We start from the raw sequence: 3,760 nt of genomic DNA on the forward strand, positions 1-3,760 counted from the left end.
AAAAGGTTTTTATTTTCTATTACAGAAAGTATAGTGCGGAAGGTAAAAATTGTATTTGGAGGTTAGAGGCATGTCTAAAATTGAAACTCCTGTTTTAAATACGTTACAAGAGACAGTTGAAAAAATGATGAAAGATTTACACGTTCCTGGGGCTGCTGTAGCAATTATAAAAGATGGGGAAGTCATTGTTTCCGAGGGATTTGGCTATCGTAATGTAGAGAAAAAAGAAGTTATTACACCGCAAACACATTTTGCAATTGGGTCTGCGACAAAAGCATTTGGTACGCTTTCTTTAAGTCTATTAGCACAGCAAAAAAAGTTTGATTGGGATACTCCCGTTCAATCATATATACCTAACTTCTCCTTATCTGATATATTCGCTAGCTCACAAATTACAGGGCGTGATTTAGCTTCTCACCGTTCTGGAGTAAGTCGTCATGATGCCCTTTGGTACAGCTCTTCCTTAACTCGAAAAGATATCGTTGAAAAAATAAAACACTTATCACTTGATGCACCATTTCGCACAGCATTCTTATATAACAATCTAATGTATGCAACAATCAGCTACATGGTAGAACGCATCACAAACCAAACATGGGAACAATACGTGACGGAACATATTTTAGAACCTCTTCACATGCAACAAACAAACTTCTCTGTTACGGACTCACAAAATACGAATGACTACGCATTACCTTATATTGAAGATGATGGTGAGATAAAAGAAATTCCATTCCGAAATATCGATACAGTTGGAGCTGCTGGATGTATTAACTCTACAATTGAAGATATGGCAAAATGGGTAATTCTCCATTTAAATCAAGGAAAATCCGGAGATCACGAATTAATTTCTTCTGAATTATTACAACAAATGTATACACCGCACAATACAATTCCGGATCAGCCATTTTTATCAACTCCTGAATCTCCATTAAACAGCTATGGACTTGGTTGGTTTATTAGTGCCTATCGCGGTTATAAGGTAATTCATCACGGCGGAAATATCGATGGATTTACTGCACTTGTCTCATTCATGCCGAAAGAAAATATAGGACTTGTCATACTAACGAACTCTGGAAGTACATTACTCCCTACTTATCTTTCAACCCAAATTTATGACGAGCTTCTCGGATTAGAAACAATTGACTGGCATAAACGTGCTGTAGAAGATACTGAAAAGATAAAAGAAATGATGAAAGAAGCAACCGAATCTCTTCCTGAGCAAATAAAGGGGACTGCACCGTCTCACACATTAGAAAACTACACTGGAACATTTGAACATCCTGCTTATGGAACATTACAAGTGTATAAAGAAAATGAAAAGCTATATGTACAATTTATGGAGATGGACATTCCATTGCAACATCATCATTACGATATATTCTCTGCACCAGTTAACTTATTCCAAACGAAAATGAATCTATTGTTTGCTTATGAAATGAATGTGAGCGGGGAATTTCCAACTCTCCAATTACATGTACCAGCTACGTTAAGTACTCAACCTCTTACATTTACAAAAATAAAATAAGAATCCTTAATGATAGAGGGAAGAATATCTTTCCTCTATTTGTGATTCTATTGAAAAAAGGATTACAAAATGAACAAGCAAGAGAATTTCTTATGATGGAGAAATAGTAAATGAAATTATATCGGCGCAAATTTGAATTTATCGACGTTTCGACAAAAGATATCGATTTCCCAACAAATAATGCCAAAATCAAAAATCTCCTAACTTCTGTTTCCCTAACACTCTGAAGAATAAAGGGAAAAACAGCATAATGAAGAATACTATTCTATTATTCGATTAAATAAATTATCAGGAGGAACAGCTATGTACACAGAAATTTTTAAAGAAGTTGTTTCAATTACTCATCACGATTATTCAGGATGTATTGATAAAAAAGGATGGGATGATCCTACTACATATTTAAATAAGATTGAAAAATTAGAGAAACAAGGAGAGTTATCGCCATTTCAATTTGCCGAAATTGTACAAGACTACTTAATTGACTTTAAAGATGATCATATGTTTTTCAGAATTATTTCTAATGAGCAACCACTTAACAGTGTTGGTTTTCAAGTAAAAAGATATGAAGACCGATTATATATTACAGCAGTCGGCCAAGAAAAACGAGTAACAAAAGGGCAAGCGATTGTTGCATTAGATCATATGAAAATCCCTGATTTATTAATAAAATATAAAAGATATTTATCAGAGAGTACATATGAACGTGAAAAATGGAGACATATTTTATCCAAGCCATCAAGTTGTGACATAATAGATGAAGTCGGAAACATCAAAACGATCTCTTTACAAAAATATTTGCCAAGTGAATACGTACCTATCTATTCATTAGAACAGTATAATCACGATACATTGTTAATGAAATTAACAGATTTCGGAAATACTGAAGCCATCAATCAATTAATTGTTAACCATAAGCATGAACTAGACTCTTTTCCAAACTTAATTATCGATGTTCGAGAAAATCGTGGTGGAAGTGATGATTCTTATTTCAACTTACTTCCTTATTTATTTGAAGATAAAGAAATTCCCCTTTTCGATTCTTCAGATACAATGCAACTAAATCATACAAAACGAAACTATGATTTGCGAATGAAAAACTTTCAAATAGAAAATCCAGAATCTCTAGATGACGTTTCAAAATTATTTTCCGATATGTTTATCCATGATTTAAAAAAGAATTATAATAAAGGTTTCGTTACATTTGATACATCCGGATTACCACCCGAACTACAAACATTAAAAATACATGGGCGAGAAACACCAAGTAAAGTAGTAGTATTAACAGATGTAACATGTGGAAGCTCTGGCGATTCCTTCGTAGAAACATGTAAGAAATCTTCTAAATTAACAGTAATCGGGCGCCCAACAGCTGGCGTAAATGATTATTCTAATTTAGCCGTGATGGAATGGGATGATACATTTGCACTTTATTATCCTACTTCAAGGCTTTCCATTGTGGATAAAGGCGAAGGAATGTCTGGAATCGGAATACAACCACACCTCTATATTCCATGGACTCCTGAGCATATAGAAGAAGATGTAGATTTAAAAACAGCTTTATATCTATTAAATGATAGTGAATGGTAATTTTTAATGGTAGGTGTAAATTTACACCTACCATTCGCTGTTCAACTATTGTTCATATAAATCATTTCAGGTTGAAACCATGTCGGCTGCAATAATTCAAAGTTTTTATGATCTTCTAAAGTAACATAAAGACGCTCCAACATGTCATCTAATATGTGCGGTGCTGCCCTTAAAGACCATACAACTGATGAGAAGATGGTCATGCCTACGTACACAGAATATAACCTCCAAAACTCTTCTGGGATTTCCCCATTAAAATAACCTTGAATTTGTCCAATCGAATACGGGATACTAATTTCAGTCCTCTAAATTTGCTACCCAAAATTCAATATGATGAATACCAGGTTCAAACTGCTTCATCCCCCTCGTTTCCCTTCTGTCATTTTAATAAACAGATGCAACTACATGTAAAATTTCATTCGGTGTATTCACCATATAATCTGGGGAATCTTCTTTTACCGTCTCTAACACATCATATCCCCATCCAACCCATATGACATTTACACCAGCTTTTTTACACGCAACTATATCTCGTTGTTCATCACCAACATACAACATATCAGCTTCTGTTAACTTTTTTTCTTTCAAAAATTTCTTGATGATTTTATCTTTACCAAACAAATTTTTAGAACAATATACTTCTTC

General features: G+C 34.0%; 3 protein-coding genes and 1 pseudogene. 2 read left to right on the forward strand and 2 right to left on the reverse strand.

Features of this window, described 5'->3' with window-relative positions; translation table 11 throughout:
- Positions 1–70: 70 nt before the first annotated feature.
- Together V7183_RS05825 and V7183_RS05830 are read left to right on the forward strand one after the other, a co-directional pair.
- Entirely contained in the window at positions 71–1,528 is a 1,458-nt protein-coding gene (locus tag V7183_RS05825) for a serine hydrolase (RefSeq protein ID WP_335358963.1), read from the forward strand.
- A gap of 303 nt (positions 1,529–1,831) precedes the next feature.
- Positions 1,832–3,115, forward strand: coding sequence for a S41 family peptidase (locus V7183_RS05830; RefSeq protein WP_335358964.1), 1,284 nt, complete (start codon positions 1,832–1,834; stop codon positions 3,113–3,115).
- A 41-nt stretch (positions 3,116–3,156) separates the two neighbouring features.
- Here the strand turns inward: V7183_RS05830 and V7183_RS05835 are convergent.
- A pseudogene (locus V7183_RS05835) lies at positions 3,157–3,414 on the reverse strand (aminoglycoside phosphotransferase family protein); the annotation flags it as partial.
- 85 nt (positions 3,415–3,499) lie between these two features.
- The coding region (locus V7183_RS05840; protein WP_335358965.1) for an HAD hydrolase-like protein at positions 3,500–3,760 on the reverse strand (261 nt) is incomplete at its 5' end.

Source organism: Bacillus sp. JJ1127 (genome assembly GCF_036965845.1).
Classification (GTDB): Bacteria; Bacillota; Bacilli; order Bacillales; family Bacillaceae_G; genus Bacillus_A.